Annotated in this window: 29 protein-coding genes; 22 read left to right on the forward strand and 7 right to left on the reverse strand. The window is 71.0% G+C overall.

The window, feature by feature from the left end; genetic code table 11:
* Nucleotides 1-270: 270 nt before the first annotated feature.
* From GON04_RS26365 to GON04_RS26375, 3 genes are all read left to right on the forward strand, one after another.
* On the forward strand, nt 271-1,749 hold the full coding sequence (locus GON04_RS26365) for an ammonium transporter (protein WP_157401085.1): 1,479 nt from the start codon (nt 271-273) through the stop codon (nt 1,747-1,749).
* Between the two features lie 24 nt (nt 1,750-1,773).
* A complete protein-coding gene (locus GON04_RS26370; protein WP_157401086.1) occupies nt 1,774-2,187 on the forward strand; it encodes a hypothetical protein in 414 nt (137 codons plus the stop codon).
* 67 nt (nt 2,188-2,254) lie between these two features.
* On the forward strand, nt 2,255-3,103 hold the full coding sequence (locus GON04_RS26375) for a hypothetical protein (protein ID WP_157401087.1): 849 nt from the start codon (nt 2,255-2,257) through the stop codon (nt 3,101-3,103).
* Here the strand turns inward: GON04_RS26375 and GON04_RS26380 are convergent.
* Both GON04_RS26380 and GON04_RS26385 read right to left on the reverse strand, forming a co-directional pair.
* Nucleotides 3,100-4,728, reverse strand: coding sequence for a GMC family oxidoreductase N-terminal domain-containing protein (locus GON04_RS26380; protein WP_181653816.1), 1,629 nt, complete (start codon nt 4,726-4,728; stop codon nt 3,100-3,102). The two genes, GON04_RS26375 and GON04_RS26380, sit on opposite strands and share 4 nt — an antisense overlap.
* A gap of 61 nt (nt 4,729-4,789) precedes the next feature.
* Nucleotides 4,790-6,328 (reverse strand): CoA-acylating methylmalonate-semialdehyde dehydrogenase, encoded by a 1,539-nt coding sequence (locus GON04_RS26385; protein ID WP_157401088.1) that lies wholly within the window; start codon nt 6,326-6,328, stop codon nt 4,790-4,792.
* A gap of 89 nt (nt 6,329-6,417) precedes the next feature.
* Between GON04_RS26385 and GON04_RS26390 the strand changes: the two genes are divergently transcribed.
* From GON04_RS26390 to GON04_RS26415, 6 genes are all read left to right on the forward strand, one after another.
* A complete protein-coding gene (locus GON04_RS26390; RefSeq protein ID WP_157401089.1) occupies nt 6,418-7,365 on the forward strand; it encodes a LysR family transcriptional regulator in 948 nt (315 codons plus the stop codon).
* 85 nt (nt 7,366-7,450) lie between these two features.
* Nucleotides 7,451-8,575 (forward strand): MlaE family ABC transporter permease, encoded by a 1,125-nt coding sequence (locus GON04_RS26395; protein WP_157401090.1) that lies wholly within the window; start codon nt 7,451-7,453, stop codon nt 8,573-8,575.
* Between the two features lie 29 nt (nt 8,576-8,604).
* A complete protein-coding gene (locus tag GON04_RS26400) occupies nt 8,605-9,402 on the forward strand; it encodes an ABC transporter ATP-binding protein (RefSeq protein WP_157401134.1) in 798 nt (265 codons plus the stop codon).
* Between the two features lie 9 nt (nt 9,403-9,411).
* Nucleotides 9,412-10,389: an MlaD family protein gene (locus GON04_RS26405; RefSeq protein WP_157401091.1), complete on the forward strand. Its 978-nt coding sequence runs from the start codon at nt 9,412-9,414 to the stop codon at nt 10,387-10,389.
* Nucleotides 10,386-11,045: an ABC-type transport auxiliary lipoprotein family protein gene (locus tag GON04_RS26410; RefSeq protein ID WP_157401092.1), complete on the forward strand. Its 660-nt coding sequence runs from the start codon at nt 10,386-10,388 to the stop codon at nt 11,043-11,045. Before GON04_RS26405 ends, GON04_RS26410 begins: the two co-directional genes overlap by 4 nt.
* On the forward strand, nt 11,015-11,647 hold the full coding sequence (locus GON04_RS26415; RefSeq protein WP_232533359.1) for a Crp/Fnr family transcriptional regulator: 633 nt from the start codon (nt 11,015-11,017) through the stop codon (nt 11,645-11,647). The genes GON04_RS26410 and GON04_RS26415 overlap by 31 nt, the downstream gene beginning before the upstream one ends.
* A gap of 6 nt (nt 11,648-11,653) precedes the next feature.
* Here GON04_RS26415 and GON04_RS26420 read toward each other — a convergent pair whose 3' ends face one another.
* Together GON04_RS26420 and GON04_RS26425 are read right to left on the reverse strand one after the other, a co-directional pair.
* On the reverse strand, nt 11,654-12,286 hold the full coding sequence (locus tag GON04_RS26420; protein ID WP_157401093.1) for a MarC family protein: 633 nt from the start codon (nt 12,284-12,286) through the stop codon (nt 11,654-11,656).
* A gap of 51 nt (nt 12,287-12,337) precedes the next feature.
* Nucleotides 12,338-13,084, reverse strand: coding sequence for an SDR family oxidoreductase (locus GON04_RS26425; RefSeq protein ID WP_157401094.1), 747 nt, complete (start codon nt 13,082-13,084; stop codon nt 12,338-12,340).
* An 83-nt stretch (nt 13,085-13,167) separates the two neighbouring features.
* On the opposite strand from GON04_RS26425, the gene GON04_RS26430 reads away from it, so the two are divergent.
* The 4 genes from GON04_RS26430 to GON04_RS26445 are packed head-to-tail and all read left to right on the forward strand — an operon-like array spanning nt 13,168 to nt 16,011.
* Nucleotides 13,168-13,767 (forward strand): DsbA family protein, encoded by a 600-nt coding sequence (locus GON04_RS26430; RefSeq protein ID WP_181653817.1) that lies wholly within the window; start codon nt 13,168-13,170, stop codon nt 13,765-13,767.
* Between the two features lie 17 nt (nt 13,768-13,784).
* Entirely contained in the window at nt 13,785-14,471 is a 687-nt protein-coding gene (locus GON04_RS26435; protein WP_157401095.1) for a dienelactone hydrolase family protein, read from the forward strand.
* Complete coding sequence (locus tag GON04_RS26440) at nt 14,471-15,367, forward strand: amidohydrolase family protein (protein ID WP_157401096.1); 897 nt, start codon at nt 14,471-14,473, stop codon at nt 15,365-15,367. The genes GON04_RS26435 and GON04_RS26440 overlap by 1 nt, the downstream gene beginning before the upstream one ends.
* On the forward strand, nt 15,364-16,011 hold the full coding sequence (locus GON04_RS26445) for a glutathione S-transferase family protein (protein ID WP_157401097.1): 648 nt from the start codon (nt 15,364-15,366) through the stop codon (nt 16,009-16,011). Before GON04_RS26440 ends, GON04_RS26445 begins: the two co-directional genes overlap by 4 nt.
* On the opposite strand, the gene GON04_RS26450 is transcribed toward GON04_RS26445, so the two are convergent.
* From GON04_RS26450 to hemB, 3 genes are read right to left on the reverse strand one after another with little or no spacing between them, the layout of a single operon-like run.
* Nucleotides 16,002-16,736 carry a DUF72 domain-containing protein gene (locus GON04_RS26450; protein WP_181653818.1) on the reverse strand — a complete coding sequence of 245 codons (735 nt, stop codon included), beginning with the start codon at nt 16,734-16,736 and terminating at the stop codon, nt 16,002-16,004. The genes GON04_RS26445 and GON04_RS26450 overlap by 10 nt on opposite strands.
* 5 nt (nt 16,737-16,741) lie before the next feature.
* Nucleotides 16,742-17,848: a magnesium transporter CorA family protein gene (locus tag GON04_RS26455; protein WP_157401098.1), complete on the reverse strand. Its 1,107-nt coding sequence runs from the start codon at nt 17,846-17,848 to the stop codon at nt 16,742-16,744.
* A gap of 9 nt (nt 17,849-17,857) precedes the next feature.
* Nucleotides 17,858-18,859, reverse strand: a complete 1,002-nt coding sequence (gene hemB / locus GON04_RS26460; RefSeq protein ID WP_157401099.1) for a porphobilinogen synthase — start codon at nt 18,857-18,859, stop codon at nt 17,858-17,860.
* 285 nt (nt 18,860-19,144) lie between these two features.
* Here hemB and GON04_RS26465 point away from each other — a divergent pair, with 285 nt between their 5' ends.
* The 9 genes from GON04_RS26465 to GON04_RS26505 all read left to right on the forward strand — a co-directional run.
* Nucleotides 19,145-19,573, forward strand: coding sequence for a CopD family protein (locus GON04_RS26465; protein ID WP_157401100.1), 429 nt, complete (start codon nt 19,145-19,147; stop codon nt 19,571-19,573).
* A gap of 10 nt (nt 19,574-19,583) precedes the next feature.
* Nucleotides 19,584-20,705 (forward strand): VanZ family protein, encoded by a 1,122-nt coding sequence (locus tag GON04_RS26470; protein ID WP_157401101.1) that lies wholly within the window; start codon nt 19,584-19,586, stop codon nt 20,703-20,705.
* 10 nt (nt 20,706-20,715) lie between these two features.
* On the forward strand, nt 20,716-21,063 hold the full coding sequence (locus GON04_RS26475) for a (2Fe-2S) ferredoxin domain-containing protein (RefSeq protein WP_157401102.1): 348 nt from the start codon (nt 20,716-20,718) through the stop codon (nt 21,061-21,063).
* Nucleotides 21,060-21,683, forward strand: a complete 624-nt coding sequence (locus GON04_RS26480; protein ID WP_157401103.1) for an alpha/beta hydrolase — start codon at nt 21,060-21,062, stop codon at nt 21,681-21,683. Before GON04_RS26475 ends, GON04_RS26480 begins: the two co-directional genes overlap by 4 nt.
* Before the next feature lie 10 nt (nt 21,684-21,693).
* Nucleotides 21,694-22,851 carry a D-alanyl-D-alanine carboxypeptidase family protein gene (locus GON04_RS26485; protein WP_157401104.1) on the forward strand — a complete coding sequence of 386 codons (1,158 nt, stop codon included), beginning with the start codon at nt 21,694-21,696 and terminating at the stop codon, nt 22,849-22,851.
* A 186-nt stretch (nt 22,852-23,037) separates the two neighbouring features.
* Nucleotides 23,038-23,415, forward strand: coding sequence for a 30S ribosomal protein S12 (gene rpsL / locus GON04_RS26490; RefSeq protein WP_017759704.1), 378 nt, complete (start codon nt 23,038-23,040; stop codon nt 23,413-23,415).
* A gap of 164 nt (nt 23,416-23,579) precedes the next feature.
* Nucleotides 23,580-24,053 carry a 30S ribosomal protein S7 gene (rpsG, locus tag GON04_RS26495; protein WP_157401105.1) on the forward strand — a complete coding sequence of 158 codons (474 nt, stop codon included), beginning with the start codon at nt 23,580-23,582 and terminating at the stop codon, nt 24,051-24,053.
* A 68-nt stretch (nt 24,054-24,121) separates the two neighbouring features.
* Nucleotides 24,122-26,224, forward strand: coding sequence for an elongation factor G (gene fusA, locus GON04_RS26500; protein ID WP_157401106.1), 2,103 nt, complete (start codon nt 24,122-24,124; stop codon nt 26,222-26,224).
* A 109-nt stretch (nt 26,225-26,333) separates the two neighbouring features.
* Nucleotides 26,334-26,490: GTP-binding protein (locus tag GON04_RS26505; protein ID WP_232533128.1), on the forward strand; the 157-nt coding region annotated here is incomplete at its 3' end.

Here is a 26,490-nt window from a genome sequence, read left to right on the forward strand (position 1 = left end):
GGCGCCTTGTCAATCTGCATCTTCGGATGCAGCCATCGTTCTTAGTCTCGTCTCCTCGGACCCCCGCCTTCCGCGGACCTTGTCCGCTTGCGAGTGCATGGACTCTACCGGCCGCACCGCGCGAGTGCATTGGTGGTTTCCCCCGGGGGCAATCGGGCCTTTCGCCGCGTTGCCGTCGCCCTGCAGCCACGGAGTCGACCACCGTGGCACAGCTTATGCGTGCTCCGTAACCAAGTGTGTTCGTTCGGATCGGAGATTCAGATGGCAGTGATGGCTAGATACCGGCTCGTCGCAATCGCGCTCGCCTGCACCGCGTGGAGCTTCGCCCAGGCCCAGTCTCCCGCCGTGCCCGGCGGCCCGGCACCGGTTGCCGTTGCTGCGCCTGCCGCCGCCGCGCCGCTCGAGCCGGCGGCCCCGGTGGCGCCCACGAGTGCCGCGGTGGCCGTGTCGGCAACGGCCACGCCCGCGGCCACTGCGGCCGTCGTGACGCAGGCACCCGCGCCGCTGACCGGTCCCACGCTGGTCCGGCAGGACACGCTCAATGGCGCCGACACGGCCTGGATGCTCACCGCGACCGCGCTGGTGCTGCTCATGACGCTGCCCGGCATCGCGCTGTTCTACGCCGGCATGGTGCGGCGCAAGAGCGTCCTCAACACCATGGCCAGCGTGGTCGCGATCACCGGCGTGGTGAGCCTGCTGTGGTTCGCCGTCAGCTACTCGCTGGCCTTCACGCCCGGCAATGGCTGGATCGGCAGCGGCAGCCGCCTGTGGTTCGGCGGCCTGGACTACGTCAAGGACACCGGCAAGGTGATGGTCAGCCACGTGGCGCCGAACGTGCCCGAGTCGGTCTACGCCATGTTCCAGCTCACCTTCGCCATCATCACCGCGGCCCTGGTGGTGGGCTCGTTCGTCGAGCGCATGAAGTTCTCGGCCATGCTGTGCTTCGTCGCGCTGTGGTCCGTGCTGGTCTACGCACCGATCGCGCACTGGGTCTGGGAGCCGGGCGGCTGGCTGGCCCAGTTGGGGGCACTCGACTTCGCCGGCGGCTCGGTGGTGCACATCAACGCCGGCATCGCGGGCCTGGTCTGCGCCTATTTCATCGGGCCGCGCCGCGGCTACGGGCGCGAGCCGTTCGAGCCGTACAGCCTGGGTCTCACGATGGCGGGCGCCGGCCTGCTGTGGGTCGGCTGGTTCGGCTTCAACGCCGGGTCGGCGGTGGCGGCGGACGGTCGTGCCGGCCTGGCGATGGCGGTCACGCACATCGCCGCCGCCGCCGGCGCGCTGGCCTGGATGGCCGCCGAATGGCTGGTGCGCTCGCGGCCCTCGCTGCTCGGCCTGTGCTCGGGCGTCGTCGCCGGCCTGGTGGCCATCACGCCGGCCTCGGGCTACGTGACGCCCAGTTCGGCCCTCTTCATCGGCGCCGTCGCCGGCATCGCCTGCTACTGGGGCGCCACCGGCCTGAAGCGCCTGCTCGGCGCCGACGACTCGCTCGATGTCTTCGGCGTGCACGGCATCGGCGGCATCGTCGGCTGCCTGCTGACCGGCCTGCTGGCCAGCAAATCGGTCGCGGGCGTCGAAGGCAGCATCGTGGTGCAGGCCATCGGCGCCGTCGTGGTGCTGGCGTACAGCCTGGTGATGACCGCGCTCCTGCTCGTCGTCACCAAGGTCCTGGTGGGCCTGCGGGTCGACGAGCACAGCGAGCACAGCGGCCTGGACATCGCCCAGCACCGTGAACGGCTGGGCGCCTGAGCGCCCGCACCATCAGGAGACGCCATGCTGGCGAGCGAGAAACTGGCGGTCGCCGCCCACCTGCACGTGCTGCTGCGCCGCAAGACGGGCCGCGTGACCGACACCGAGTGGATGGCGCAGAACGCGGAGTACGCCGCCGAGATCGTGCGCTTCGCACGCGCCAAGGCCCTGGAGGACGGCCACCCGGACCTCGATGAATGGGCCGGCAAGCTCGAAGCCGCGGTCCTGGCCCACACGGCCTTGCCGCCGCGGCCGTTCGCACAGGCCGCCCTGCAGGCCATGCGCGGCCGGCCGGCCATGCCCGCTCCAGCGCCTGCGGCCGCGGCGGCGCCGCTGTCCGAGTTCCCGCCCGAGACCGGATTCGCCGAATCGACGCTCGACCCGGCGCGGCCCCCCAAGGACCCGGGCACGCCGCGCTACGTCGGCGGCATCCGCTGACGCAGGCGCCGCGGCCCCGGTGCTACAGTGCCCGCGGGCCGCGTCGGCCACCGTTGGGAGGGGATTCATGGGATCGAGATTCGCAGGGCCGGCGGCCCTGCCCGCCGCGCGCGCGCGCCAGGTCGCCTGGGCGGCCGCACTGGCCGCGGCGGCCACCGGCGCGCTGGCGCAGCCGATCGAGTTCACGGGCTCCGTCGGGGTGTCGCAGCGCCGGCTGCAGGAGCGCAGCGCCGGCGCGACGCTGCTGACCGAGCAGGGGCCGGTCGGCGTGCTGCAACTCGAAGGAACGCGCAACTACGCGGACGGCAAGGCGCTGTCGGTGCGCTTCACCGCCCTGGGCGGCGATCTCGACTACGACGGCCAGACCCAGGCCGGTGCGCCGCTGTCGACGCGCTCGCGCCACTCGGAGGCGGGCCTCGACCTGCTGGTGCGGCCACACGCGCCGGCGCCCTGGGGCGAGGCCTGGCTGACGCTCGGCTGGCTGGGCAACCGGCGCGACATCCGCAGCACGCCGGCCGCCACCGGGCTGCTGGAGGATTCGTCCTCGGTCTGGGCCGGCCTGCGCTGGCGCGCGCCCCAGCTGCCCGCGGCCGGCTGGCAGCTGCGCCCCGAGGTCGAGGGCCGCATCAGCGTGTGGCACCGCATCGACGTCGACTTCCGCGGCGCGCGCGAGCCGCTCGCCCTGCGGCCGCTGGACGACGCCTCGTTCGAGGGCGCGCGCCGGCGCCAGCTGGTGCTGCGGCTGGTGGGCTCCAGGCCCGAGTCGCCCTGGTCCTGGGCCCTCGAGTGGTCGCGCATCACGCAGGGCGAGAGCCCCAGCGCCCCCCTGACCGCCAATGGCGCCCCGGTGGGCACCGTGCGCCAGCCCGAGCTGTCGATCGAGGACTTCGGGCTGCGCGTGTCGCGCCGCTTCTAGCCCGCTTCGCGCACCACCCACTCGGCGGCCTTCTCGGCCATCATCAGCGTCGGCGAGTTGGTGTTGCCGCTGGTGATGGTGGGCATGGCGCCGGCGTCCACCACCCGCAGGCCGGCGACGCCGCGCACCCGCAGCTGCGAGTCGAGCACCGCCAGCGGGTCGTCGTCGCGCCCCATGCGGGTGGTGCCCACCGGGTGGAAGATGGTGGTGGCGATGTCGCCGGCCAGCCGCGCCAGTTCGGCGTCGCTCTGGTACTGCACGCCCGGCCGCCACTCGGTCGGCTGGAAGCGCGCCAGGGCGGGCTGGGCAACGATGCGGCGCGTCAGGCGCAGCGAGTCGGCCGCCACCTGCCGGTCCTCGGCGGTGCTGAGGTAGTTGGGCGCGATCGCCGGCGCGTCCTCGAAGCGGTTGCTGCGGATGCGCACCGTGCCGCGGCTGGTGGGATTGAGGTTGCAGACGCTGGCGGTGAAGGCGTTGAACGGGTGCAGCGGCTCGCCGAAGGCGTCCAGGCTGAGAGGCTGCACGTGGTACTCGACGTTCGGCCAGGGCTGCTCAGGCGTGCTGCGGGTGAAGGCGCCCAGCTGCGACGGCGCCATGCTCATCGGCCCGCTGCGCTTGAGCAGGTACTCCAGCCCGATGCGCGCCTTGCCCCACCAGCTGTTGGCCAGGGTGTTGAGCGTCTCCACGCCCTGCACCTTGAACACCGCGCGGATCTGCAGGTGGTCCTGCAGGTTGCCGCCGACGCCGGGTGCATCGTGCAGCACCTCGATGCCATGGCGCTGCAGCAGGTCGGCCGGACCGATGCCGGACAGCTGCAGCAGCTGCGGCGAGCCGATCGCGCCGGCGCACAGCAGCACCTGGCGGGTGGCACGCACGTTCAGCAGTTCGTCGCCGGTCCAGACCTCGGCGCCGTCGCAGCGCAGCGCGCCGTCGGCGCCGGGCGCGATGTGCAGGCGCTTGACGTGCGCCCGCGTCCACATCTCGAAGTTGGGCCGGCCGTAGCAGATCGGCCGCAGGAAGGCCTTGGCGGTGTTCCAGCGCCAGCCGTTCTTCTGGTTGACCTGGAAGTAGCCGACCCCCTCGTTGCTGCCGCGGTTGAAGTCCTCGCTGTGCGGGATGCCGGCCTCCTGGGCCGCCTGCGCGAACGCATCGAGGATGTCCCAGCGCAGGCGCTGCCGCTCCACCCGCCACTCGCCGCCCACGCCGTGCACCGCGTCGGCGCCCTTGTAGTAATCCTCGTGCTTCTTGAAGTACGGCAGGCACTGCTCCCAGCGCCACGAGGCGTCGCCGGTGAGCTGGGCCCACTGGTCGTAGTCGCGCGACTGGCCGCGCATGTAGATCATGCCGTTGATGCTCGAGCTGCCGCCCAGCGTCTTGCCGCGCGGATAGCGCAACTCGCGTCCGTTCAGGCCGGCGTCGGCCTCGGTGCGGTAGAGCCAATCGGTGCGCGGGTTCCCGATGCAGTACAGGTAGCCGACCGGGATGTGGATCCAGTGGTAGTCGTCCTTGCCCCCGGCCTCGATCAGCAGGACCCGCCGGCCAGGGTCGGCCGACAGGCGATTGGCCAGCAGGCAGCCCGCGGTGCCGGCGCCGATGATCACGTAGTCGAAGGTGGTGTCGCTCACCCCGAAACTATCGCACGACTCAACCGGGCCCCGTCCGGGCGGCCGGCCCGGACCGGGCAGCTCACTTGGCCGTCGGCATCACGAACTCGGCGCCCTTGCCGATGCTTTCCGGCCAGCGCTGCATGATGGACTTCTGCTTGGTGTAGAAGCGCACGCCTTCCTCGCCATAGGCGTGCATGTCGCCGAACAGGCTCTTCTTCCAGCCGCCGAAGCCGTGCCAGGCCATGGGCACCGGGATCGGCACGTTGATGCCCACCATGCCGACCTGCACCCGGCGGCTGAACTCGCGCGCCACGTTGCCGTCGCGCGTGAAGCAGGAGACGCCGTTGCCGTAGTCGTGGCCGTTGATCAGGGCCACGGCCGCCGCCAGGTCGGGCACGCGCATGCAGCCGAGCACCGGGCCGAAGATCTCCTCCTTGTAGATCCTCATGTCGGGCGTGACCCCGTCGAACAGGGTGCCGCCCAGCCAGAAGCCGTTGTCGCAGCCGCTGCCGGCCCGGGTGCCCTGGAAGCCGCGGCCGTCGACCACCAGCTTGGCGCCCTCGGTCTGGCCCTGGGCGATGTAGCCGGTGATGCGCTCGTGCGCCACCTTGCTGACGATGGGCCCCATCTCGGCGTCGAGCTCGACGCCGTTCTTCACCTTGAGCGTGCGGGTGCGCTCGGCCAGCTTGTCCATGATCTTGTCGGCGGCCTCGCCGACCAGGATGCCCACCGAGATGGCCATGCAGCGCTCGCCGGCCGAACCGAAGGCGGAGCCGATCAGGGCGTCGATGGCCTGGTCCATGTCGGCGTCGGGCATCACCACCATGTGGTTCTTCGCCCCGCCCAGGGCCTGCACGCGCTTGCCGTGGCGGGCGCCGGTCTCGTAGATCTTCTGCGCGATCGCGGTCGAGCCGACGAACGACACGGCGCTGACGTCCGGGTGCTCCAGCAGCGCGTCGACCGCGTCCTTGTCGCCCTGGACGACGTTGAACACGCCGTCGGGCAGGCCGGCCTCCTTCAGCAGCCGCGCCTGCAGCAGCGAGGCCGAGGGGTCGAGCGGGCTGGGCTTGAGGATGAAGCTGTTGCCGGCCGCGATGGCCACCGGGTACATCCACATCGGCACCATGACCGGGAAGTTGAACGGCGTGATGCCCGCCACCACGCCCAGCGGCTGGCGCATCGTCCAGTTGTCGATGCCGGTGGAGACCTGGTCGGTGTACTGGCCCTTGAGCAGCTGCGGGATGCCGCAGGCGAACTCGACGATCTCGATGCCGCGCGTGACCTCGCCCTGGGCGTCGGTGAACACCTTGCCGTGCTCGGCCGTGATGGCGTGGGCCAGCTCGTCGCGGTGCTTGTTGAGCAGCTCGAGGTACTTGAACAGGATGCGCGCGCGCCGGATCGGCGGCGTGTCGGCCCAGGCCGGGAAGGCCGCGTGCGCCGAGGCGACCGCCCGGGCCACTTCCTGCGCGCTGGCCAGCGCGACCTTGCCGGTGACCGCGCCGGAGGCGGGATTGAAGACGTCGGCCGTGCGGCCGCTCTGACCGGGGACGACCCGGCCGTCGATCCAGTGGTCGATGGAGGCGAGGGCGGCGGCGCGGGCGGGATCGGGTGCGTTCATGGCGGGGTGCGGGTCGGGGGGAAAGGAGCGCCAGTCTAGGCGCCGGTCCACCCTTTGCAAAGCGCATCCGGCTGATTACATTGTTCAGGATGTTGAACGATCCGCCGCCCGCCAAGGGCCCCGCCGCGCCCGCCTTCGCCGACCTGCACCTGCTGACCATCCTGGCCCACACCCGCAGCTACACCCAGGCCGCGCGCCGCCTGGGGGTTTCGAAGGCGTCGGTCAGCATGCGCATCGCCGAGCTGGAGCGCAGCGCCGGCGTGGCGCTGGTGCGCCGCACGACCCGCTCGGTCGCGCTCACCGAGGCCGGCGAGCAGCTGGTCGAGGAGACCCGCGGCGCCTTCGAGCGCATCGAGCAGAGCTTCGCCGGCGTGCGCGACCTGGCCGGCCACCCGCGCGGCCTGGTGCGCATGACGGCCCCGGTGGCGCTGGGGCGCCAGCACGTGGTGCCGACGCTGGCGCCGTTCCTGCGCCAGTACCCCGAGATCCGCCTCGAGCTGGACCTGAGCGACCGCTTCGTCAACCTGGCCCAGGAGGGCTACGACCTGGCGGTGCGCCACGGCCACGAGCCGCCCGACACCCATGTCGCGTGGACCCTGTGCGAGACCCGCTCGCTGCTGCTCGCCAGCCCCGACTACCTGCGCCGGCACGGCACGCCCGCGCAGCCGGCGGACCTGGTGCGCCACCAGTGCCTGCTGTACCTGCGCGGCCCGGCGGGCCAGAGCTGGTCGTTCGAGCGCGAGGGCCGCAAGCCCGGCGAGCCGGTCATCGTGCCGGTGCACGGGCCGCTGCGCGCCAACAACAGCGAGGCCCTGCGCGAGGCCGTGCTGGGCGGGCTGGGCATCGGCCTGCTGCCCGACTTCAGCGCCGGTTCCGAGCTGGCGGCGCGCCAGCTGGTGCGGGTGCTGCCCCAGTGGCGTCCGCGCGGCTTCTTCGGCGAGCGCATCTTCGCCATCCGGCCCTGGAGTGCCCACGTGCCGCGGGCCGTGCAGTGCCTGGTCGACCACCTGCGGACCGCGTTGCGGAACGGCTTCTGAGGGCCGGCAGCCGTTTGGAGGACCACGGCCAGCCCGGCAACGGCTAGGATGACCGCTTCCCCGCTCCGGCCCGCCCCTCCCGCACATGCAGGACGATCCGACGACGCCCCGACTCGAGCCCCCGGTGGCCGGCGATGCCCCGGCACGGATCCTCGGGCAGTGGACGGCCGCGCAGTTCGCCCGCCCGCGCCTGCTGCGCTCGCTGCAGCGGCACCTGGTTGCGGTCGGCGCCGGGGCGGCCTGGGACCTGCGTGGGGTGGACCGCCTGGACCATGTGGGCGCCCAGCTGCTCTGGGACCACTGGGGCGGCCGGCGGCCCGAGCGGCTGGAGGTGACGCCGGCGCAGCAGGCCGTGCTGGCGCGGATCGAGCAGTTCTGCTCCCAGCCGCCGGCGCGTCGGCGTCCGCGCGGCTGGCGCGGTGCGGTCACCGACTTCGGCGCCGGCGTCCTGCACGCCCTGCACGAACTGCGCGAGTTCGTGCGCCTGACCGGGCAGCTGGCCCTGGACATGCTGCGGTTGGCCCGCAAGCCGCACGAGGGACCCTGGCGCGACCTGTCCGGCCACCTGTACCGCATCGGTGCCACGGCGCTGCCCATCACCGCCCTGGTGGGCTTCCTCATCGGCGTGGTGCTGGCCTACCTGACCGCCAAGCAGCTGCGGCAGTTCGGCGCCGACGCCTACATCGTCGACATCCTGGGCGTGGCCCTGATCCGCGAACTGGGCCCGCTGCTGGCCGCCATCCTGGTCGCGGGCCGCTCCGGTTCGGCGATCACGGCGCAGATCGGCGTCATGCGGGTCACCGACGAACTCGATGCCATGGTCGTGATGGGCATCTCGCACAGCTTCCGCCTGGTGCTGCCGCGCGCCCTGGCGCTCGCCGCCGCCATGCCGCTCATCAGCGTGTGGACGACGCTGTGCGCGCTGGCCGGCGGCATGCTGGCGGCCGACATCGCGCTGGGCATCACGCCCTCGTACTTCCTGCGCGCCCTGCCCGAGGCGGTGCAGATCGGCAACCTGCTGCTGGCCACCGCCAAGTCGGTCATGTTTGGATTGCTGATCGCGCTGATCGGGTGCCACTACGGCCTGGGGGTGCAGCCCAATACCCAGAGCCTGGGCGAGGGGACCACGTCCTCGGTCGTGACCTCGATCACCGTGGTCATCCTGGTCGATGCCCTGTTCGCGATCGCGTTCCAGGAAGTGGGATTCTGACCTTGCTCGAGCCGGCCGCGCTCGCCCAGATGCCGCCGGCCGGCGCGCCGATGATCGAGATCAGCGGGCTGAGCACCGTGTTCGAGCTGCCGGGCCGGCGCCTGACGGTGCACGAGAACCTCGACTTCAGCGTGCAGCGCGGCGAGGTGGTGTCGCTGGTGGGCGGCTCGGGGACCGGCAAGACCGTGCTGTTGCGCCAGATCCTGGGGCTGGAACGGCCGACGGCGGGCGACGTCCGCCTGCTGGGCCAGCCGGTGGCCGAACTCGGCGAGCGCGGCGCATCGGCGCGCATCGGCATGCTGTTCCAGCACGGGGCCCTGTTCTCCGCCTTCAGCGTGCTCGAGAACATCGCCTTCCCGCTGCGCGAACTGCGCACGCTGCCGCGCTCGCTGGTGCGCGAGGCGGCGATGGTGAAGCTGCAGATGGTGGGGCTGCGGCCCGAGGACGGTGCCAAGATGCCGGCCGACCTGTCGGGCGGCATGATCAAGCGGGTGGCGCTGGCCCGCGCCCTCATCATGGATCCGCCGCTGCTGCTGCTGGACGAGCCCACTGCCGGCCTCGACCCGGACAGCTCGGACGGCTTCGTCACGCTGCTGCGTTCGCTGCACCGCGAGCTGGCGCTCACGGTGGTGATGGTGACGCACGACCTCGACACGCTGTTCGAACTGTCGACCCGCATCGCGGTGCTGGCCGACCGCCGCGTCATCGTCGACGGCCCGCCGCGCGAGGTGATCGCCTTCCAGCACCCGTTCGTGCATGATTTTTTCCTCGGCCAGCGGGGCCAGCGCGCGATGGAACTGCTGCGCGAATACCCGTTTGCCGTCTAGGAGCTCCCGATGGAAAACAAGGCCCACGCCCTCGCCGCCGGATTGTTCGTCCTGGCCCTCACCGCGCTGCTGCTGGTGCTGGGCGCGTGGCTGACGCGCGACCAGGGGCCGCGCGAGCGCTACGAGATCTCCACCCGCGAGCCGGTCACCGGCCTGCAGGCGCAGGCGCCGGTGCGCTACCGCGGCGTCGACGTCGGCAAGGTGGCCGAGATCGGCTTCGACCCCAAGGTGCAGGGCAACGTCCTGATCCGCCTGGACGTCGACCATGGGGCGCCCGTCACCGGCGAGACCTTCGCCACCCTGTCGTTCCAGGGCGTCACCGGCCTGGCCTTCGTGCAGCTGGACGACTCGGGCAAGCCGTCGATACGGCTCGCGCCGGCCGACGGCGCGCCGCCCCGCATCCCGCTGCGGCCCGGGCTGCTGTCCAAGCTGACCGACAAGGGCGAGGCCATCCTGGGCCAGGTGGAGCAGATCACCGAGCGGCTGAACCAGCTGGTCGACGGCCCCAACCAGCAGCGCCTCACCGAAGCGCTGGACAACATCGCGCGCGCCGCGGCCAACATCGGCACGCTCAGCGCCGACGTCGACCGGACGCTCACCACGCAGTTCAGCCCGCAGCGGGTGGACATCCCCGCGCTGGTCAAGCGCGTCGACAGCACGCTGGCCTCGCTGCACGACACCTCCGAGCAGGCGCGCGTCACCATCGGTGAAATCAACCGCACCGCGGGCCGCCTGAACGAGAAGGACGGCCCCATCGACCGCCTGGCGATCGGCGCCGCGTCGCTGTCGCACGCGGCCGACTCGTTCAACCTGGCCACCTTGCCGCGCGTGAACCGCGTCACCGAGGACACCTCGCGCGCCGTGCGCCAGCTCAGCCGCACGGTCAACGGCATCAACGACAACCCGCAATCGCTGATCTTCGGGACCGGACGGGTCGATCCCGGTCCGGGCGAGGCGGGCTTCACAGCACCGGGAGGGGCACGATGAACCACGTTGCATCCAGCGCGCGCCGCCAGTGGCTGGCAAGCGCGGCGAGCCTGGCGCTGGCCGGTTGCGCCAGCGTCGTCGACAAGCCGCAGCGTCCGACGCTGTTCGACCTCGGGCCGATCGCGTCCGTGGCGCCGCCGCCCGAACGGCCCGGGCCGCGCGCGCCGCTGGTCATCCCGGAGATCGATGCCTCGGGCGCGCTGGACGGCTCGGCCATCCTGTACCGCCTGGCCTACTCCGACGACCACCAGCTGCGCGCCTACTCGATGTCGCGCTGGAGCGCGCCGGCGCCGCAGCTGGTGCGCCAGCGGCTGCGCCAGCAGCTCGGGCGCGAGCGGCCGGTGCTCACCCTCGACGAGAGCGCCGCCATCGCGCGCCAGGCCGGCGAGCCCCTGTACACGCTGCGCCTGGAGCTGGAGGAGTTCTCCCACGTGTTCGACACGCCCGAGCGCAGCCGCGGCGTGCTGCGGCTACGCGCCACGCTGCTGGCCAACACCGCCGCCGGCGAGGCGCTGCTCGGCCAGCGCAGCATCGGCGTCGAGGGTGTCGCGCCCAGCCCCGACGCTCCGGGCGGCGTGCGGGCGCTCACCGCCGCCACCGACGCGGCGGCGCAGGACATCGGGCAATGGCTGCGGCAGGTGTCGGCACCGCGATGAGCGGCCCTGGCGTGCAGACGGCCAGCGCTGCGGCGCTGGTCACCAGCGTGGCGCCGCGGCGCCCGGTCGAGGAGCAGCTGCGCGCCGCCGGCCTCGAGCTGCTCGGCTGCTGCGTCCAGCTGTCCGACCGGCGCGAGCTGCTGCAGGAGTCGCCGCTGCTGGCCGATTTCACGCCGGCCGAACTCGACATCCTGGGCGAGGCCATGCTGCGCGTGCGCGCGCAGGCCGGGCAGGTGCTGATCGCCGAAGACGACATCAGCGACTGGATGATGCTGCTGCTGTCGGGGACCGTGGACGTCGGCAAGCGCAAGGTGGGGGCCGAGGTGCTGCAACCCCCGCGCGCCGACACGACGCGGCTGGCGGTGGTCAAGGCCGGCGCGGTGCTGGGCGAGATGTCGATGCTGGACGGCGAGCCACGCTACGCGAGCTGCTGGGCGCTGGGCGAGGTGGAGGCGGCGGTGCTGTCGCGGGCGGCGGTGGCGCGCCTGATCACCGAGCAGCCGGCGGTCGGCGCCAAGCTCCTGGTCAAGCTCACGCAGCTGCTGGCCCAGCGCCTGCGCAACACCAGCAACCAGGTGATGCGGATGCTGCAGGCCGGCTGAAGCGGCTCAGCGGCCCAGGGCCGGGAACAGCTTGAGCAGGCCGAGCGCCATCACTTCGACGGCCAGCGCCGCCAGGATCAGGCCCATCAGGCGCGTCATCACGTTGATGCCGGTGCGCCCCAGCACGCGCGCGATCACGTCGGCCAGCGACAGGCAGACGGCGGTGGCCAGGGCGATGACCACCCCGTAGCCCACCAGCGTGAGCAGCTGCAGGACGGTGTGCGCCTGCTCGGCGTAGATGACCACGGTGGAGATGGTGGCCGGGCCGGTGAGCAGCGGGATGGTCAGCGGGACCACCGCGATGCTGGCGCCCATGGCCGCCTTCTCCGCGCCTTCGGCCATCTCGTCGCCCGAGCGCTTGGCTTCGGCCGGCTGGGCGTTCAGCATGTTCAGCGCGCTGGTCAGCAGCAGCATGCCGCCGCCGACCTGGAAACTGGCCAGCGAGATGCCGAAGAACGCCAGCAGCTGCAGCCCCAGCAGGGCGCTGGAGGCGATCACCACGAAGGCGGTGAACGAGGCCGTGAGCACCGTGCTGCGCCGCTGCAGCGCCGAGAAGCCCTGGGTGTAGTGGATGAAGAACGGCACGATCGCGAGCGGGTTCACGATCGCGAGCAGGGTGACCAGCGGCTTGAGGTCCATCTCAGCCCGTGGCCCGGCGCACCGCGCCGCCGCAGTGCGGGTGCAGCGCCATTAGCGGCCTCCCGACACGTCGACCAGGCTCATGGTGGTGTAGCTGGCCTGCGGCGACAGCAGCCAGACGATGGCCTCGGCGACCTCGTCGGCGCCGCCGCCGCGTTGCATCGGCACCAGGTGGGCGAGCTGCTGCACCCGGTCGGGGATGCCGCCGGAGGCGTGGATCTCGGTCTCGATCAGGCCCGGGCGCACCGCGTTGACGCGGATGCCCTCGGCCGCCACCTCCTTGGCCAGGCCGATCGTGAAGGCGTCGATGGCGCCCTTGGCGGCCGCGTAGTCGACGTACTGGCCCGGCGCGCCGAGCCGGGCGGCCGCGCTCGAGAGGTTGACGATGGCCCCGCCGGAGCCGCCGTGGCGCGTGCTCATCCGCCGGATGGCTTCACGTGCGCACACCATGCTGCCGATGACGTTGATGGCGAACATGCGCTGCAGGCGCTCGGTGGACATCTCCTCGACCCGCGCCGCCACGTCGACCACGCCGGCGTTGTTCACCAGCCCGGTGAGCCGCCCCAGCCGGGCCTCGACCTGCTCGAACATGGCGAGGACCTGCTCCTCCCGTGCCACGTCGGCCTGCACCGCCAGCGCGGTGCCGCCAGCCGACTGGATGGCGCGCACCACGGTGTCGGCCGCCGCGGCGTTGGCCGCGTAGTTGACCGCCACAGCCCATCCGCGTGCCGCGGCCAGCCGGGCGGTCGCAGCGCCGATCCCGCGGCTGCCGCCGGTGACCAGGATGACTTGTTCCATCGGCTCCTCCTGCCCCGGTCGGGCGATTACGATACGGCCCGATTAGAACAAAGCGGCCCCCAACCGCGCCTTCCGGAGACGACGTGCCCCACGCGATCGAATACTTCCTCGCCCCGCAGAGCCCCTGGACCTATCTGGGCCACGAGCGCTTCGTGGCCATGGCCCGCGCTGCCGGCACCGCCGTCCGCGTGCTGCCGATGGACCTGGGCCGGGTGTTCCCGGTCAGCGGCGGGCTGCCGCTGCCCAAGCGGGCGCCGCAACGGCAGGCGTACCGGCTGGTCGAGCTGCAGCGGTTCCGCGACCACCTGGGCCTGCCGCTGAACCTGCACCCCAAGTTCTTCCCGGTCTCGGCCGATCCGGCCTCGCGCCTGATCATCGCGGTCGACCTGCACGACGGCAGCGAGGCCGCGCTGCGCCTCACCGGTGCGGTGCTGACGGCGGTGTGGGCGCAGGAGCGCGACATCGCCGATGCGGCGACGCTGGCCGGCCTGCTGCGCGAGTGCGGGCTGGCCGCGGCGCGGCTGGACGACGCCGCGGCGCCGGCGGTGCAGCAGCGCTACGACGAGAACACGCAGGCCGCCATCGACCGCGGCCTGTTCGGCTCGCCCAGCTACGTCGTCGATGGCGAACTGTTCTGGGGGCAGGACCGGCTCGAGTTCGTGCAACGCAAACTTCAATCCTGACCGACTAGGAGTACGACATGGGTGCATTCGTGGACCTCAAGGCCGCCGACGGCTTCGCCTTCCCCGCCTACGTGGCGCAACCCCAGGGCGCCGCCAAGGGCGCGGTGGTGGTGCTGCAGGAAATCTTCGGCGTCAACTCCCACATCCGGGCGGTGGCCGACGGCTACGCGGCGCAGGGCTTCCTGGCCGTGGCGCCCTCGACCTTCCACCGCGTCAAGCCGGGCGTGGAGCTGGGCTACACGCAGGACGACATGTCGGCCGGCTTCGCGCTCAAGACCGCGGTCGAGGCCCTGCCGGCACCCGGCGTGCTGCAGGACATCCAGGCCGCGATCCAGCATGCCGCGCGCGGCGGCAAGGTCGGCATCGTCGGCTACTGCTGGGGCGGGCTGCTGTCCTGGCGCTCGGCCTGCCAGCTCGACGGGCTGTCGGCCGCGGTCACCTACTACGGCGGCGGAATGACCACGCCGGACGAGGCGGCCCGCCATCCCAAGGTGCCGGTGCTGTCGCACTTCGGCGACCAGGACCACTGGATCCCGCTGGACAGCGTGGAGGCTTTCAAGAAGGGCCACCCCGAGGTCGAGGTGCACGTCTACCCGGCCAACCACGGCTTCAACTGCGACCAGCGCGGGTCCTACGACGCCGCGGCGGCCAAGCTGGCCCTCGAGCGCTCGCTGGCCTTCTTCGGCAAGCACCTGGCGGCCTGATGCGCGCCCGGCTCGTCGCGGCGCTGCTTTCGCTGGCCGCGGCGGCAGCGCCGGCGCTGGCGCTGGCGGCGGGCTATGCCGGCCCGCTGTTCGACGCCCACCTGCACTACAACGAGGAGGCCTGGAACGGCAGCAGCGGGCCGCACCCGCCGGCCGACGTGCTGGGCCGGATGCAGCGCAACGGCGTCAAGGCCATCATCGCCAACTCGCGTCCCAACGACGGCACCCACCTGCTGGCCTCCCTGCCGCAGGTGCGCGCCGCCGGCGTCGCGGTGGTGCCGTTCGTGCGCCTGTACCGCAACCGGGCCGACTACGACAACTGGTTCCGCGACCCGGGCATCTACGCCATGGTGCAGGCCGAACTGGCGCGTGGCACGGCGGCCGGGCCGTTCCGCGGCATCGGCGAGTTCCACCTGTACGACAGCGCCAATGCCAACGGGCCGGTGGCGCGCCAGCTGATGCAGCTGGCGGAGGAGCGGCAGCTCGCGGTGCTGGCGCATGTCGACGACGCGGCGATCGACCTGCTGATGGCGCACACCGCCAGCCGGGGCCAGAAGCTGCGCCTGATCTGGGCCCACACCGGCATCGGCGGCGCGCCGGTGGCCCGCGTCGACCAGCTGCTGACGCGCTACCCGCTGCTGGTGGGCGAGCTGTCGTACCGGCCCGGCCTGACCTGCGATGCTCGCAAGCTGTGTCCCGAGTGGCGCCAGCTGCTGCTGAAGTACCCGACCCGCTTCGTGCTGGGCTCGGACACCTGGGTCAACCAGCGCTGGACGTCCTACGACGACACCATGAACGGCTACCGCAGCTGGCTGGCCGAGCTGCCGCCGGACGTGGCGCGCCGCATCGCCTGGGACAACGCCGCCGGCCTGTTCGGCCTGCCCTCGCCCCCATGATCGAACTGCACCACTATCCCGGCACCGCGGCCATGGTGCCGCACATCCTGCTGGAGGAGATCGGCGCGCCGTACCGGCGGGTCCACGTCGACCGCCCGGCCAACGAGCACAAGCAGCCGCCCTACCTGCAGCTGAACCCGAACGGCCTGATTCCCGTGCTGGTCGACGGTGACCTGGTGCTGTACGAGACGGCCGCCATCGTGCTGCACCTGTGCGACCGCCAGCCGCGGGCGGGGCTGGCGCCGGCCGTCGGCACGGACCAGCGCAGCCACTTCTACAAGTGGCTGGTGTGGGCCACCAACACCCTGCAGGCGACCCTGATGGCGTACTTCTATCCCGAGCGCTGGGTCGATCCCGGCAACGCCGAGGGGGCGGCGCAGGTCAGGCGCCAGGCGCAGGCCAGGGTGGCCGGCATGCTCGACCAGCTCGATGCCCAGCTCGCCGCCGGCGGGCCCTGGTTCCTAGGTCCGCAGTACTCGGCCGTGGACGCCTACCTGTGGACGCTGTGCCGCTGGACGCGCAATTTCAGCGCCGACCGCGCGCGCGACCGGCCGCACCTGGGGCCCTACCTGCAACGCGTGTTGGAGCGGCCGGCCGTGCAGCGGGCGATTGCCAACGAGAAGCTGCAGCCGCCCTACGTCTGAGCGAGCAGCTCGCGCAGACGCAGCGCATCGCCGGTGGCCGCGCCGCGGGCCGTGTTGTCGAAGATGCACCAGGCGTCCCTGCCTTCGTCCGCGGCCAGCCGCAGCCGCTGCGCCAGTGCCAGCAGCGTCGCCTCCGGATACGGTGAGGTGTAGACCCGCGGCCAGCCGTGCAGGCGCAGATAGACGCACTGCGGCCAGCCGCCCGGCCAGCGGCCCGGTGCATGGCGCACCGGGTCGGCCAGGACGCGGGCGATGCGGCGCTGTGCCAGCCAGGCGTCGACGGCGGGCGTGAACCAGCTGGCGTGGCGCGGCTCCAGCACCGCCGGCGCCGGATGCAGCCCGTGCAGGGCGGCGAAGAAGGCATCGGCCGTCGGAGCGTCGAACGCCAGGCTGGGTGGCAGTTGCACCAGCAGGGCCCGCAGGCGGTCTCCGAGCGCGCCGGCGGCGTCGAGGAACGACCGCAACGGCGCCTCGCAGTCCACCAGGCGCCGCTCATGGGTGATCTCCCGCGGCAGCTTGGCCGAGAACGCGAAGCCGTCCGGCACCTCGGCCGCCCAGCGGGCCCAGGTCGCGGCGCGGTGCGGACGGTGGAAGGACGAATTGATCTCGCAGGCCTCGAAGACCTGCGCGTAGCGCTGCAGGTGGCTGGCGCCGGCAGGAAACCGGTGCTGCTCCCCGGGTGCCAGCGACCAGCCGGCGGTGCCGATGCGGATCGTGCCGGCCACGAGCGCTAGCGCGCGCTGCGTTCCAGGTAGTGCTTGCGCCAGAACACCAGCCCGAGCAGCGCCGCGACCGCCGCCATGCTGCCGATGGCCAGCCAGAAACCGAACCGGTCGTGCAGCAGCGGCATGCTGGCGAAGTTCATGCCGAACACGCCGGTGATCAGGTTCAGCGGCAGGAAGATGGCCGTCAGCGCCGTCAGGGTGCGCATGATGTTGTTGGTGCGGTGGCTCTGGGCCGAGAAGTGGATCTGCACCACGCTCTCGGCGCCCTGCTCCATGCGCCGGACCTGGTGCACCACCCGCTGGATGTGCTCGATGACGTCGCGCGCCCGGGCGGTCAGGCCATCGCGCTCGGCCTGCGTGAGGCCGGGCGGCGGCTGCTCGCGGGCGGTGTCCAGCCACTCCTGCATGGCGTCGTTCTGCTCCTCGCACAGGTCTTCCAGCATGTGCAGCTCGCGCCGGGCGACCATCAGCGCGCTCCAGCCGCGGTAGTCGGAGCCCGGCCGCAGCAGCTCCTGCTGCCAGCGGTCGAGCTCGGTGCTCAGCTGCTTGCGCAGTTCCAGGTAGCTGTCGACCATGACGTTCACCATCCGCAGCATCAGGTCGGCCGGACTGCCCGGCAGGCGGCTGCGGTTGCCGTTCAGGCCCTCGCTCTGCACCGCGTCGGACAGGTAGCGGCTGATGAACGAGCGCGCGGTGAAGCAGCCCTGCGGGTGCACCGTCACCAGCAGGCGGTCGAACACCACGAAGGCGACAGCCCGGGTGCGGATGCGGAAGAAGCTGGCCAGCATCTGGGCGCCGGCGCCGCGCGGCAGCCCCTGGCCCTGCAGCTCCTGGTCGACCTCGTCGGCCGTCGCCAGGCGGCGGAACACCACCAGGTCGTACACCGAGGTGTAGTCGTAGTGCGAGGGGTGCAGGGCGTTGTCCAGGTCCTGGACATGGAGGTCGAGCAGGGCCGAGCCACCGATGCGCTGCACCGCCGCCTGCAGGGCCGGCAGTTCCTCGTGCAGCGTCTCGCGGTCGAGGTAGATCCAGACGAAGCCGTCGGCCGGCCCCCGCCGGGGCAGCGTGTCGAGGAAGCGGAGCGTGCCGGCCGTGAATTCGACGAGCTGCATCGGGAGGCGCTAGGCGCGCAGCTGGCGGGCGGCCTCGAGGGCGAAGTAGGTCAGCACCCCGTCGGCGCCGGCGCGCTTGAAGGCGAGCAGGCTCTCCATCATCACGGCCGGGCCGTCGAGCCAGCCGTTGCGCGCGGCCGCCTGCAGCATCGCGTACTCGCCGGACACCTGGTAGGCGAAGGTCGGCACGCGGAACTCGTCCTTCACGCGCCGCACGATGTCCAGGTAGGGCATGCCGGGCTTGACCATCACCATGTCGGCGCCCTCGGCGATGTCCATCGCCACCTCGCGCAGCGCCTCGTCGCTGTTGCCCGGGTCCATCTGGTAGACCTTCTTGTTGCTCTTGCCGAGATTGCCGGCCGAGCCGACCGCATCACGGAACGGGCCGTAGAAGGCGCTCGCGTACTTGGCGCTGTACGCCATGATGCGGGTGTGGATGGCGCCGCGTTCCTCCAGCGCCTTGCGGATCGCGCCGATGCGCCCGTCCATCATGTCGCTGGGCGCGACGATGTCCACGCCGGCATCGGCCTGCACCAGGGCCTGGCGCGTCAGCACCTCCACCGTCTCGTCGTTCAGGATGTAGCCGGTCGGATCGAGCAGGCCGTCCTGGCCGTGGCTGGTGAAGGGATCCAGGGCCACGTCGGTCATCACGCCCAGTTCCGGGAAGCGCTGCTTGAGCGCCCGCACCACCCGCGGCACCAGGCCCTCGGGGTTCCAGGCCTCGCGTCCGTCCTCGGTCTTGAGCGCGGGGTCGATGACCGGGAACAGCGCCAGCACCGGAATGCCGAGCTCCACGCACTGCTGAGCCACCGGCAGCAGCAGGTCCAGGCTGACCCGCTCCACGCCCGGCATGGAGGCGACGGCTTCGCGCCGCCCCGCACCGTCGAGGACGAACACCGGGTAGATGAGGTCGTGCGCGCTGAGGGCGTGCTCGCGGACGAGGTTGCGCGTGAAGGTGTCGCGGCGCAGGCGTCGCGGGCGGCCATGGGGGTAGGAGGCGTGCAGGACCATGGGGAAAATTGTGCCCCATCGTCCCCTGGGCCGCCGGGGTTGACGCTGCGGCCGCGTTGCATTGAGAGGCCGGTGCTGCCGGCCAGCGCGCTTGCTGGCGGGAGGGTGCTTTGTTAAATTACGCGCGGGCGGCATGCCGCTCCCCGCTTTTCCTCCCTGAGCGGGCGCCTTGATGTGTGACAGCAAAAAGGCTTCCCACCCCGGCTGATGGCCGGGGTTTTTTTGCCTCCGGCGCTTTCCACCCATGGCCGACGGGCCAGCTTGGCCCTTCCGTACACTCGGGCCATGCTCTGGGTCAAAGCCCTCCACATCGTGTTCGTGGCCAGCTGGTTCGCCGGCCTGTTCTACCTGCCACGCATCTTCGTGAACCTGGCGCTGGTGCCGGCCGGCTCGATCGCCGAACACGAGCGGCTGCTGCTCATGGCCCGCAAGCTGCTGCGGTTCACCACCATGCTGTCGATCCCGGCGCTCGGTCTGGGCCTGTGGCTGTGGCTGGGCTATGGCATCGGCCGCGGCCCGGGCAACGGCTGGCTGCACGCCAAGCTGGCGGTGGTGGTGCTGGCAGTCGGCTACAACCATGTGTGCGGCGCCCTGCTGCGCCGCTTCGCGACCGGCTCCAACCGGCACGGCCATCGCTGGTACCGCTGGTTCAACGAGTTGCCAGTCCTGATGCTGCTGGCCGCCGTGGTGCTGGTGGTCGTCAAACCGTTCTGAGCGAGGGCCGATGGTCGCGCGCAAGACGTCGGCCTGGCCCCTGGCGCAGGCCTACGCGGCGCTGATCGTCTACGCCAGCCTGTATCCGTTCAGCGGCTGGCGCGACCAGGGCATTGCCTCCTTCGCCTTCCTGGCCAGTCCCTGGCCACGCTACTGGACCGGGTTCGACGTCGCCGCCAACGTGCTGGGCTACGCGCCGCTGGGATTCCTGCTGGCGCTGAGCGTGCTGCGGCGCGGGCACCGGCCGGCCAGCGAGACCGGCGTCGGCCGCGCGGTGCTGCTGGCCACGGCCTACGGCGCCGCACTGTCGCTGGCGATGGAGGCGCTCCAGACCTACCTGCCCGCGCGCGTGCCCTCCAACGTCGACTTCGGCCTGAACGCGGCCGGTGCGGGGCTGGGCGCCGGCCTGGCCGGCGCGCTGGAATGGGCCGGCGCCGTCGACCGCTGGAGCCGGTTCCGCCAGCGCTGGTTCGTCGAGGACGCGCGCGGCGCCCTGGTGCTGCTGGCGCTGTGGCCGTTCGCGCTGCTGTTCCCGGCCGCCGTGCCACTGGGGCTGGGCCAGGTGCTGGAACGCGTCGAGGCCGCCCTGGGCGACTGGCTGGCCGACACGCCGTTCCTGGAGTGGATGCCGGTGCGCGACGTCGAACTGCAGCCGCTGGTGCCGGGCGTGGAGCTGCTGTGCGTGGCCCTGGGGGTGCTGGTGCCCTGCCTGCTGGCCTACTCGATCATGCAAACGGTCGGCCGCCGGGCCCTGATCGCCGCCTTGCTGGTGGCCCTCGGCGTGGGCGCGACGGCCCTGTCGGCGGCCCTGAGCTGGGGGCCGGTGCATGCCTGGGCCTGGCTGAGCCTGCCGGTGCGGCTCGGACTCGCGGTCGGCCTGGTGCTGTGCGCGGCGCTGCTGCTGCTGCCGCGGCGCTGGTGCGCCGCGCTGGGGCTGGTGGCCCTGCTGCTGCACCTGGTGCTGCTGAACCAGGCGCCGGCCAGTGCGTACTTCACGCACACCTTGCAGGCCTGGGAGCAGGGCCGCTTCATCCGCTTCCATGGGCTGGCCCAGTGGCTCGGCTGGCTGTGGCCCTATGCGACGCTGGCGTACGTGCTGGCGCGGGTCTCGCGGCCGCACCCCGCGGCCTAGAATTGCCGCGATGAGCGACGCATCCTCCCGGCCCTCGTACTACGAGCGCCACATCTTCTTCTGCCTGAACAAGCGAAGCAACGGCGAGAACTGCTGTGCCGACCACAACGCCCAGGAGGCGTTCGACCGCTGCAAGGCGCAGGTGAAGTCGCAGGGGCTCGCCGGTCCGGGCAAGGTGCGGGTGAACAAGGCCGGATGCCTCGATCGCTGCGCCGCCGGCCCGGTCGCCGTGGTCTACCCCGAGGCGGTCTGGTACACCTACGTCGACGCCCAGGACATCGACGAGATCGTCGAGTCGCACCTGAAGAACGGGCGCGTGGTCGAGCGCCTGCTCACCCCACCCCACCTGGGCCGATGAACGCGCAGACCGAACGGCTGCACCTGCAGGGCGCGGCCGGCGCCATCGAGGTGCAGCGCGACGCCCCCGCCGGCACGCCGGTCGGCACTGCCGTCATCGCCCACCCGCATCCGCTGTTCGGCGGCACCATGGACAACAAGGTGGTGCAGACCCTGGCGCGCGCCTTCGTGCAGGCGGGCTGGACGGCAGTGCGCTTCAACTTCCGCGGCGTCGGCGGCTCGGCCGGCGTGCACGACGAGGGCCGCGGCGAGGCCGAGGACATGGGCGCGGTGCTGCAGGCGCTGGCCCCGGACGGCCCGGTGGCACTGGCCGGCTTCTCGTTCGGCGCCTTCGTGGCCAGCCGGGTGCTCGCGGCCGCGTGGAGCACGCGCGAGGTGCGCAAGGTGGTCCTGGTCGGCACCGCAGCCCAGCGCTTCGAGGTGTCGGTGCTGCCGCCGGAGGCGCACGATCGCACGCTGGTGGTCCACGGCGAGCAGGACGACACCGTGTCGCTGCAGTCGGTGATGGACTGGGCGCGCCCGCAGTCGCTCCCTGTTACGGTTGTGCCAGGAGGCGGGCATTTCTTCCACGGACAATTGCCGCTGCTGAAATCCCTGGTGGCGCGCCACCTGCGTTCCTGATCCCCCGCCCATGATTCGACTCGCCCAGGCGCTGGCCGCGCCTTTGCTGGCGTTGCTTTGCCTCGCGGCCGCCGCCCAGACGCCACAGCCGCCCGACATCGCGGCGCGCAGCTACCTCCTGCTGGACGTCAGCGCCAACCAGGTGCTGGCCGGGCGCGAGGCCGACTCGCCGGTGGAGCCGGCCTCGCTCACCAAGCTGATGTCGGCCTACCTGGTGTTCGATGCGCTGCGCTCCGGGAAGATCTCGCTGCAGCAGCCGCTCCCGGTCAGCGTGCGGGCCTCGAAGATGCCCGGTTCGCGCATGTTCATCGACGCCGGCATGCAGGTGCCGGCGGAGGACCTGATCAAGGGAATGGTCGTGCAGTCCGGCAACGACGCGACGATGGCCCTGGCCGAAGCCGTGGGCGGGACCGCCGAGCGCTTCGTGCAGCTGATGAACGACCAGGCCAAGGCGCTGGGCATGAAGAGCACGGACTTCCGCAACCCGGTGGGCCTGTCGGAGCCGGGGCACATGACCACGGCGCGCGACCTGGGCATCCTGGCCACGCGGCTGATGCAGGACTATCCCGAGTTCGTGGGCTATTACGCGATCAGGAAGTACCGCTACCAGGGCACGCCGACCGCCAACGACACCAACCGGAACATGCTGCTGTTCCGCGATCCCACGGTCGACGGCCTCCATGCCGGCCACACCGACACGGCCGGCTACTGCCTGATCACCACCGCCCGGCGCGACTTCCCCAACCTGCCCGGCCGGCGCCTGCTGTCCATCGTGCTGGGCGCCGGCAGCGAGGCCGGTCGCGCCAACGAGTCGCAGAAGCTGTTGAACTGGGGGTTCACCGCCTACGAGGGCATCAAGCTGTTCGATGCCAACCAGGCGGTGGTGACACCGCAGGTCTGGAAGGGCACCGCGCCGACGGTCAAGCTCGGGCGTCCGCAGCCGCTGGTGGTGGCGGTGCCGGCCGGCACCGCGGGCCAGCTCAAGACGGCGGTGGCCCGGCCCGACCCGCTGGTGGCCCCGTTCACCAAGGGCCAGCAGGTCGGCGCCCTCAAGGTGACGGCCGGCGACCGGGCGGTGGCCGACGTGCCGCTGCTGGTGCTGGAGCCGGTGGAGCAGGCCGGCATCCTCGGCCGCGCCTGGGACGCGCTGCGCCTCTGGATCAAGTGAGCGGGCGCGGGCGCGTGCCGCCCGCTGCCGGCCGGCGCCCTGCTGGCGGGGCGCCGTTCCCCGGCCCTTGAGGGAAAACCCGTCCCGGGATATACTGGCGGGCTTTCCCGCATTTGGGGCGGGAGGGGTGTTGCCAGCCGCAGCCGCGGCTGGCGCCGTTTACAGACGTTTAGGGACGTTTTCTCAATGCCAACCATCAATCAACTAGTGCGTCAGGGGCGGGAGGTCGAAAAGACCAAGTCCAAGTCCCCCGCGATGCAGAACAGCCCCCAGCGCCGGGGCGTGTGCACGCGCGTGTACACCACGACGCCGAAGAAGCCGAACTCGGCCCTGCGCAAGGTCGCCAAGGTGCGCCTGACCAACGGGTTCGAGGTCATCTCGTACATCGGCGGCGAAGGCCACAACCTGCAGGAGCACTCGGTCGTGCTCGTGCGCGGCGGTCGCGTCAAGGATCTGCCCGGCGTTCGTTATCACATCGTGCGCGGTTCGCTGGACCTGCAGGGCGTGAAGGATCGCAAGCAGTCGCGTTCCAAGTACGGCGCCAAGCGCCCGAAGAAGGCCTGATCGGCCGGTCGTGAGTTTGTCGGTGCTGTCCAGCCCTGGCAGGCTGAGTCAGCGGAGTGACCCGAAGCACGGATGTCCCGTGTGGGTCGAGTAAGCGAAGGTCCCATGACCTTCTGGGCCCCCGACAGGGACAAGCCAGCTGAAGCAATGGAAGAGGTGAAGAAATGCCACGTCGTCGCGAAGTCCCTAAGCGTGAAATCCTGCCGGATCCCAAGTACGGCAATGTCGAGCTCGCCAAGTTCATGAACGTCATCATGCAAGGCGGCAAGAAGGCGGTCGCCGAGCGCATCGTCTACGGTGCGCTCGAGCAGATCGAGAAGAAGAACCCCGGCCGCGATCCGGTCGAGGCGTTCACCATCGCCATCAACAACGTCAAGCCGATGGTCGAGGTGAAGTCCCGCCGCGTCGGCGGCGCCAACTACCAGGTGCCGGTCGAAGTGCGCCCGGTGCGCCGCCTGGCGCTGTCGATGCGCTGGCTCAAGGAAGCCGCCAAGAAGCGCGGCGAGAAGTCCATGGCCATGCGCCTGGCCAACGAACTCATGGAAGCCACGGAAGGCCGCGGCGGCGCCATGAAGAAGCGCGACGAAGTGCACCGCATGGCGGAGGCCAACAAGGCCTTCTCGCACTTCCGCTTCTAAGAACCGTCCCAACCTGCGGTACGGGCCCGCCACGAGCGGGCCTTTATCGCTTCCAACGAAAGATCATCATGGCCCGCAAAACGCCCATCGAGCGCTATCGCAACATCGGGATCTCGGCGCACATCGACGCCGGCAAGACCACGACCACCGAGCGCATCCTGTTCTACACCGGTGTGAACCACAAGATCGGTGAAGTGCACGATGGCGCCGCCACCATGGACTGGATGGAGCAGGAGCAGGAGCGCGGCATCACGATCACGTCCGCGGCGACCACCTGCTTCTGGAAGGGCATGGACATGTCCTTCCCCGAGCACCGCATCAACATCATCGACACCCCCGGCCACGTGGACTTCACCATCGAGGTGGAGCGTTCCATGCGCGTGCTGGACGGCGCCTGCATGGTGTACTGCGCCGTGGGCGGCGTGCAGCCCCAGTCCGAGACGGTCTGGCGCCAGGCCAACAAGTACAAGGTGCCGCGCCTGGCGTTCGTCAACAAGATGGACCGCACCGGTGCCAACTTCTACAAGGTCTACGACCAGATGCGGTTGCGCCTGAAGGCCAACCCGGTGCCCATCGTCATCCCGATCGGCGCCGAGGAGAACTTCACCGGCGTGGTCGACCTGCGCAAGATGAAGGCGATCATCTGGGACGAGGCGTCCCAGGGCATGAAGTTCAGCTTCGAGGAAATCCCCGCCAATCTGGTCGAGCAGGCCAAGGAATGGCGCGAGAAGATGGTCGAGGCCGCCGCCGAGGCGAACGAGGACCTGATGAACAAGTACCTCGAGGAGGGTGACCTCTCCGAGGAAGAGATCACGCTCGGCCTGCGCACGCGCACCATCGCCGGCGAGATCCAGCCGATGCTGTGCGGCACCGCCTTCAAGAACAAGGGCGTGCAGCGCATGCTCGACGCCGTCATCGAGCTGATGCCCTCCCCGGTGGACATCCCCCCGGTGTCCGGCACCGACGAGAACGAGCAGGCCGTCACCCGCAAGGCCGACGACAACGAGAAGTTCTCCGCCCTGGCGTTCAAGCTGATGACCGACCCGTTCGTCGGCCAGCTGACGTTCGTGCGCGTCTACTCGGGCGTGCTCACCAAGGGTGACAGCGTCTTCAACCCGGTGCGCGGCAAGAAGGAGCGCATCGGCCGGATCGTGCAGATGCACGCCAACAACCGCCAGGAAGTCGAGGAAATCCGCGCCGGCGACATCGCCGCCTGCGTGGGCCTGAAGGACGTCACGACCGGCGAAACGCTGTGCGACCCGGCGTCCATCGTCACGCTCGAGCGCATGGTGTTCCCCGAGCCCGTGATCGCGCAGGCCGTCGAGCCCAAGACCAAGGCCGACCAGGAGAAGATGGGCATCGCCCTGAACCGCCTGGCGCAGGAAGACCCGTCGTTCCGCGTGCGCACTGACGAGGAATCCGGCCAGACCATCATCGCCGGCATGGGCGAGCTGCACCTGGAAATCATCGTCGACCGCATGAAGCGCGAGTTCGGCGTGGAAGCCAACGTCGGCAAGCCGCAGGTCGCCTACCGCGAGACCATCCGCAAGACGGTCGACGAGGCCGAAGGCAAGTTCGTCCGCCAGTCGGGCGGCAAGGGCCAGTACGGCCACGTCGTGCTCAAGCTCGAGCCCAACGAAGCCGGCAAGGGCATCGAATTCGTCGACGCCATCAAGGGCGGCGTGGTTCCCCGCGAATTCATCCCCGCGGTGGAAAAGGGCATCAACGAGGCCGTCACGCAGGGCGTGCTCGCCGGTTACCCGGTGGTGGACGTGAAGGTCACGCTGCACTTCGGCTCGTACCACGACGTGGACTCGAACGAACTCGCGTTCAAGATGGCTGCCATCTTCGGCTTCAAGGAAGGCGCGAAGAAGGCCAGCCCGGTCATCCTCGAGCCGATGATGGCCGTGGAAGTCGAGACCCCGGAAGACTACGCCGGCAACGTGATGGGCGACCTGTCGTCGCGTCGCGGCATGGTGCAGGGCATGGAAGACATGGTCGGCGGCGGCAAGGCCATCAAGGCCGAGGTGCCGCTGTCCGAGATGTTCGGCTACTCGACCTCGCTGCGTTCGATGTCGCAGGGCCGTGCCACCTACACGATGGAGTTCAAGCACTACGCCGAAGCTCCGCGCAACGTGGCCGAGGCGATCGTCGCCGCCCGCGCGAAATAACAGCAACCCGTCTGCGACGGCGTGCCCCCTGCTGCCCGTGGCAGGGGAACCAGGCAACGCCGTGCAGACGTAAAACCAATCCACGGGCATTGCTCTTTAGAGGACAGAAATGGCAAAAGGTAAATTCGAGCGGACCAAGCCGCACGTGAACGTGGGCACCATCGGTCACGTGGACCACGGCAAGACCACGCTGACGGCGGCCATCACGACGGTGCTGTCGACCAAGTTCGGCGGTGAAGCCAAGGCCTACGACCAGATCGACGCGG

Source organism: Ramlibacter pinisoli (assembly GCF_009758015.1).
GTDB classification, from domain to species: Bacteria; Pseudomonadota; Gammaproteobacteria; order Burkholderiales; family Burkholderiaceae_C; genus Ramlibacter; species Ramlibacter pinisoli.